8 protein-coding genes are annotated in these 5,672 nt (G+C 59.2%); 7 read left to right on the forward strand and 1 reads right to left on the reverse strand.

Annotated elements, in window-relative coordinates:
• Window positions 1–218 precede the first annotated feature (218 nt).
• The 3 genes from NW838_RS07470 (at window position 219) to gatB (ending at window position 2,297) form a co-directional block, all read left to right on the forward strand.
• Window positions 219–395, forward strand: coding sequence for a hypothetical protein (locus tag NW838_RS07470; RefSeq protein WP_414358468.1), 177 nt, complete (start codon window positions 219–221; stop codon window positions 393–395).
• The gene (locus tag NW838_RS07475) at window positions 392–676 is read left to right on the forward strand and encodes an acylphosphatase (RefSeq protein ID WP_414358470.1); all 285 of its coding nucleotides are present in this window, start codon (window positions 392–394) and stop codon (window positions 674–676) included. Before NW838_RS07470 ends, NW838_RS07475 begins: the two co-directional genes overlap by 4 nt.
• Window positions 677–824: 148 nt before the next feature.
• Window positions 825–2,297: an Asp-tRNA(Asn)/Glu-tRNA(Gln) amidotransferase subunit GatB gene (gene gatB, locus NW838_RS07480; RefSeq protein ID WP_414427784.1), complete on the forward strand. Its 1,473-nt coding sequence runs from the start codon at window positions 825–827 to the stop codon at window positions 2,295–2,297.
• Here the strand turns inward: gatB and NW838_RS07485 are convergent.
• Window positions 2,294–2,887 (reverse strand): Maf family protein, encoded by a 594-nt coding sequence (locus NW838_RS07485; protein ID WP_414427785.1) that lies wholly within the window; start codon window positions 2,885–2,887, stop codon window positions 2,294–2,296. The genes gatB and NW838_RS07485 overlap by 4 nt on opposite strands.
• Window positions 2,888–3,035: 148 nt before the next feature.
• On the opposite strand from NW838_RS07485, the gene NW838_RS07490 reads away from it, so the two are divergent.
• The 4 genes from NW838_RS07490 to NW838_RS07505 form a co-directional block, all read left to right on the forward strand.
• Window positions 3,036–3,851 (forward strand): ion transporter, encoded by an 816-nt coding sequence (locus NW838_RS07490; RefSeq protein ID WP_414356677.1) that lies wholly within the window; start codon window positions 3,036–3,038, stop codon window positions 3,849–3,851.
• Between the two features lie 62 nt (window positions 3,852–3,913).
• On the forward strand, window positions 3,914–4,420 hold the full coding sequence (locus tag NW838_RS07495) for a hypothetical protein (protein WP_011432348.1): 507 nt from the start codon (window positions 3,914–3,916) through the stop codon (window positions 4,418–4,420).
• 75 nt (window positions 4,421–4,495) lie between these two features.
• Complete coding sequence (locus NW838_RS07500) at window positions 4,496–4,909, forward strand: PH domain-containing protein (protein WP_011432347.1); 414 nt, start codon at window positions 4,496–4,498, stop codon at window positions 4,907–4,909.
• A 29-nt stretch (window positions 4,910–4,938) separates the two neighbouring features.
• The coding region (locus NW838_RS07505) for a glycosyltransferase (RefSeq protein ID WP_414427786.1) at window positions 4,939–5,672 on the forward strand (734 nt) is incomplete at its 3' end.

Genomic DNA, 5,672 nt, shown 5'->3' on the forward strand with positions numbered 1-5,672 from the left:
TGGCGCTATCCATCCCCACCCTACAGAGGGTGGGGAATTCCGCGCGTTTTGTTAACTTTCGAGCGCAGAGATTTTGAGCTGGCGGGGAACCCTTTGGGATTGGAAGGGTCAAAATGGATGCTCGCGAAGCGGGCCGTAGGTCGCTGGGGATCCGGCATCTGTTAAGGTGCTTGAAGGGTGGGTTCTTCTGCACAAGCATTCTTCGTGAGGTTGGGCTCATGTCTCCTGTGCTGTGGCAAGCGATTGGGTACGCCTGTGGGATCTCGCTGGGGATCCTGGGGTTGATTGTCCTTGTCAACGTTCTCGTGGAATGGCTGGATCGGCGAGAGACCCCGGCGAAGCCGACCGAGCCGCCAGAACCCTGCAGCACACCGGAGGGATCCCAGTCGGCATGAGTGACAGGGTTCGCGTTCACGTCTGGATACGGGGGCGGGTTCAGGGCGTGGGGTTTCGAGCCCACACCGAAGCGATGGCTCTCCATGCGGGTGTTCAAGGGTGGGTGCGCAATTTGCGGGATGGTCGTGTAGAGGCTGTTTTTGAAGGATCCCCTGCCGCAGTGGAGGCGATGCTGCGCTGGTGCCAACAGGGCAGCCCCGGTTCGGTTGTGGAGGCCGTTGAGCAACGTTCTGAGCCGCCGGAAGGTCTAGCCACCTTTGAGATTCGCCCTACCGTTTGAAGGAGTTTGGCTGTTCCAAGGATTTCTTTGACCTGCAGCACTTCAGCTTCGTCCGCTGGTTCTGAGCTGCCGTCCTCAGAAACTGCCCATGAGCTGGGATCCCCCAAGGTCGCACTAGAATGGTTACACCGCAAGTTTTTCCCATCCCATGACTGTTGCTGCCCCCGCCAAAGTGCAATATGAAGCTGTGATCGGGTTGGAAGTTCACTGCCAGCTCAGCACCCGCTCCAAGATCTTTTCCAGCAGCGCGACGGCATTTGGCGCTCCCCCCAACACGAATATCGACCCGATTTGTATGGGCTTGCCCGGCACCCTGCCGGTGTTGAACGAAAAGGTGCTGGAGTACGCGGTCAAAGCGGGTTTGGCCTTGAATTGCACCATTGCCCCCTACAGCAAGTTCGACCGCAAGCAGTACTTTTACCCCGACTTGCCCAAAAACTACCAAATCTCGCAATACGACCTGCCGATTGCCACCCACGGCTGGATCGAGATCCAGCTCAGCGACGGTCGCACCAAGCGCATCGGCATCACCCGTCTGCACATGGAAGAAGACGCGGGCAAACTGGTACATGCTGGCAGCGATCGCCTGTCGGGATCCAGCTATTCTTTGGTGGATTTCAACCGAGCGGGGGTTCCCCTCATCGAGATCGTCAGCGAGCCGGACATCCGCAGCGGGGAAGAAGCGGCAGAGTACGTGCAAGAGCTGCGCCGCATCCTGCGCTATGCCGGGCTGTGCGATGGCAACCTGCAGGAGGGATCCCTGCGCTGTGATGTGAACATCTCGGTGCGTCCGCTGGGATCCCAGACCTTTGGCACGAAGGTGGAAATTAAAAACATGAACTCCTTCAACGCCATCCAACGGGCCATCGAGTACGAGTTCAACCGCCAAGTCAAGGCTGTGGAGGCAGGCGAGCGGATCGTGCAAGAGACCCGCCTCTGGGAAGAAAACAGCCAGCGCACCATCAGCATGCGCAAGAAAGAGGGATCCAGCGACTATCGGTATTTCCCGGAGCCGGATCTGCCGCCGATTCGCGTTACCGAAGCGCAGAAAACCCGCTGGAGGGCAGAGCTGCCGGAATTGCCCGGTGTGAAGCGGCGACGTTACCAGGAGGTGTACGGTCTCTCGGTGTACGATGCCCGCTACCTCAGCGATGAACGCAACACCGCCGAATACTTTGAAGCCGTGATCGCCGCCGGTGCCGACCCGAAAGCAGCCGCCAACTGGATGATGAGCGACATCGCCAGCTACCTCAACACCCACAAGCTGGACTATCCCGACATTGCCCTGAAGCCGGAAACCCTGGCCGAGCTGATCGGTCTCATCGAGCGGGGCACCATCTCCAGCAAAATCGCCAAGGAGATCCTGCCGGAACTGCTGGAAAAAGGCGGGTCGGCCCGCGCCCTGGTGGAAGCTAAGGGCATGACCCAAATCTCGGATAGCGCTCTGCTGGGGCAGATGATCGCCGAGGTGCTGGCAGAAAACCCCGAGCAACTGCAGCAGTATCGGGGGGGCAAAACCAAGCTCTTCGGCTACTTTGTCGGGCAATTGATGAAAAAAACTCAGGGACGGGCAGATCCAAAGCTGGCCAACGACCTGCTCAAGCAACACCTCGACGGCTAGCTCCAAGCATCGGTGAGGGAATAGCCCAACTCCTGCATCATGCGCCGCAGCAGGGGCAAGCTCAGCCCGATAACATTGCCGGGGCACCCCTCGATCCGCTCCACAAACAGGCTGCCGCGGCCATCGATGGCAAAACAGCCAGCACAATTGAGCGGCTCACCGGTGGCCACATAGGCGCGGATTTCCTCGTCGCTGGGCTTGGCAAAAAACACCCGCGTCACCGCATAGTGGGTGAGGCGACGGTTCTGCTTCGTGTCAATTAAGGCATGGCCTGTGTAGAGCTCTCCCACTTCGCCCCGCATTTGCCGCAGGCGCCGTTCCGCCTCCAGAGCATTGGCCGGCTTGCCCAGGATCTCGCCATCTAGGTAGAGCACGGAGTCGGCCCCCACAACCAAGACGGGCTCCCGTTGCTGGGCCGCCACCACTTCGGCTTTCGCCGAGGCCAGCTTCTGCACCAGCTCCACGGGATCTGAGCTTTTGATTTGGCTTTCGTCAAAATAGCTGGGCTGAACGCGAAAAGGGATCCCGGCAGCCTTTAACAATTGGCGGCGGGCAGCGGATTGCGAGGCCAGTACGATAGGAGGCAACATCGACTCAACACCTAATTAACACCCAAAGCCTGGACGTTTGCTTAGGGGAAGTTCGCTCTGTGAGCTAGTTTCCATTAGCTTAGTTAGTATGCGCCTGATGGGCGTTGAAAGGAAACTCTCCCGATATCTTCCCAGCTGGATCCCGTTTGTGACCACTCTCCCCACCCAAGCTGATCTCGATCTTGCCCGTTCCGGGATCCTTCAGCGCTATTGGGGGGATCAAGACACTCCGGAAAGCCGCTGGGTGAACTTGCTGGTGGCGGCGCTGGTTTTCTGTTCATCCACCTTCTTTGTGGTGGAAACCTATCCCATTCCCCCTGAGGTACGTCTTTGGCTGGAGCGGGTGGATCGCCTCATTCTCGGCTTGTTTGTGGTGGAATATCTGCTCCGACTGGCAGCGGCCCCGCAGAAGTTGCGCTATGTCGTGAGCTTGTATTCGCTCATCGATTTGCTCGCCATTTTGCCTTTTTTTGCCGGGCTAACCGATATTCGCTTCATCCGCCTCTTGCGCTGGTTTCGCATTTTGCGGCTGCTGCGCCTGGTGGAGGGCAAAACCCTGTTTGGGCAAGTGATCTCCGCCGATAGCCGCATTTTGCTGCGCATTTTCTTCACCCTCTTTGCCATTGTTTTCGTCTACTCTGGGCTGATCTACCAGGTAGAACATCCAGTGAATCCTGGTGTTTTTGCCACCTTTTTGGATGCTTTCTACTTTTCCGTCGTTACCATGACCACGGTGGGGTTTGGGGATCTCACCCCCACTTCTGAGCTGGGCCGGCTGCTGACAGTGTTGATGATCTTGACGGGCATAGCCCTGATCCCTTGGCAAGTGGGGGAGTTGATCAAGCAACTGGTAAAAAGCGGCAACTCGGTACAGTGGGCCTGCCCAGGCTGTGGCCTCTCCCAGCACGATGGGGATGCCCAATTCTGCAAACGCTGTGGCACACTGCTCTATCCAAGGGATTGAGGCTGTTGGCCAATTTGGGGCAAAGACAGGATAGGCTAGGACGGGTTGCAGGAGGATCTGCGATGTTGGCCCACCCCGAGCTAACCATCCCCGGCAAGCTGAACGTGAAGGCGGGCGTGGCGATGCTGGTTGCCGCCATTGTCCTCGGCTGGATCCTCAGCCAAGTTCAGCCGTTGCCGCTCGCCCCCCAGGAGGCTTCGGGGATCCCTGCCGAGCCCCTCCTCTGGCAGGAGGTGCCCAAACAAAAGTACGCCTGGCACATTTGCTACGCCTTTTTGGGCAACATGGGGTTGATCAACATCGGCGGCGGACTGGCCCTGGTGGTGCTGGGATCCCGCTTTACGGCTGGGCAAATGCTCTCGCAAATTCTCCTGTTGGGGGGAATGCTGCACCCGGCTTCTTGGGCTTTGGTGGCCCTGACGGGGCTGGAAGGGTGGGGCTGGCTGGGTAATGCCGGAGCCGCAGCGGTGGCGGTGGTGGTGATGGTGTTGTTTGTTTACCTGGTCTTGGCCACCTGCCGTTCCCTACAAGCCGTCCGAAGGCTGACCCAATCCCGAACCTGCCGTTAGCCCCAGTTGGGGAAAGCTGAGAAATCGTTTAAGATCGTTAACGGCAACACTCTAAACAACCGGACGGTGCTCTGCATGGCGGTGCAAGAGGAGGTTTTTTTTGAGGGCGGCCCCCACAGTGGCGATTTGGTGTTGAACTCCTTCATTGGGGCTACACTTGTCGGCTTGCCTCTGTTTGTGGGGGCACTGGTGCGTAAGCTGTGGGTACACTATCGGATTACCAATCGTCGCATCACCGTGATTGGGGGATGGGGCGGCAAGGAGCGCTCAGATGTAATCTACGGCGAGATTGCCAAGGTGGTTATGGTGCCCCGTGGCTTGGGCGTGTGGGGAGACATGGTGCTCACCCTCAAGGACGGCAGTCGCCTGGAGATGCGGGCCCTGCCTCGCTTCCGCGAGATCTACAACTACATCAATGAGCGGATCGACGAGAAAGCCAAGCAGGTGAGCGGCCCAATTGGCAAAAAGCGCCGCTCTGCCAAGTCCTGACCGTGCCTGAGCCTTGGGGATCCCTTCCTGTGGCTGTCCCCACTCTTCCCAGCCGGGATCCCGCTTGGCCTGAGCGCCTGGCCCTGGTGCACGAGTACCTGATCTGGCCGGGGGGATCGGAAAAGGTTTTGCAGGAGCTGGTGGCTTTTGCCCCACAGGCCCCCCTTTACGTTAGTCTCTTCTCGGCCCACACCCTGCCGCCGAGCTGGCAGGAGCTGTCGATTCACACCTCTTTTTTGCAAGGCTGGGCCAAGTGGCTGGGGGTGTTGCGCCCTGACTACCACGCCCGCCTCAAGTATCTGCTGCCCTGGATGCCGTTGGCCTATGAGAGCTTCGACCTCTCCGGCTATGACTGTGTGATCTCCAGCAGCCACGCCTTTGCCAAAGGGATCCTGACGGGAGCCTCTACCCTGCACCTGAGCTACATCCACAGCCCCACCCGTTACCTCTGGGAGAACCGGGAGCTGTATCTGCAGCGAGAAGGGCTGGGGAGAAGCGGGCCTGTTGGCGCAATTGGCCAATGGCTGCTGCACCGCCTGCGCCAGTGGGATTTTCTGGCAGCTCAACGTCCAGATCTGTTGATCGCCAACTCCCAGCACATTCGCCGCCGCATTGCCAAGCTCTACCGCCGCGAGGCTGTTGTTATCTACCCGCCCGTTCCGCTGCAGGGGTTTGAGCCGGTGACCCATCCCCAAGCCGACTACGACCAGGTGGTGGGCCGGCGGGTGCCCTCAAAGCGGGGGGATTTGGCGAACGCTGCCGG

Origin of the sequence: Synechococcus sp. R55.2 (genome assembly GCF_047462075.1) — a bacterium.
In the GTDB taxonomy this organism is placed as follows: domain Bacteria; phylum Cyanobacteriota; class Cyanobacteriia; order Thermostichales; family Thermostichaceae; genus Thermostichus.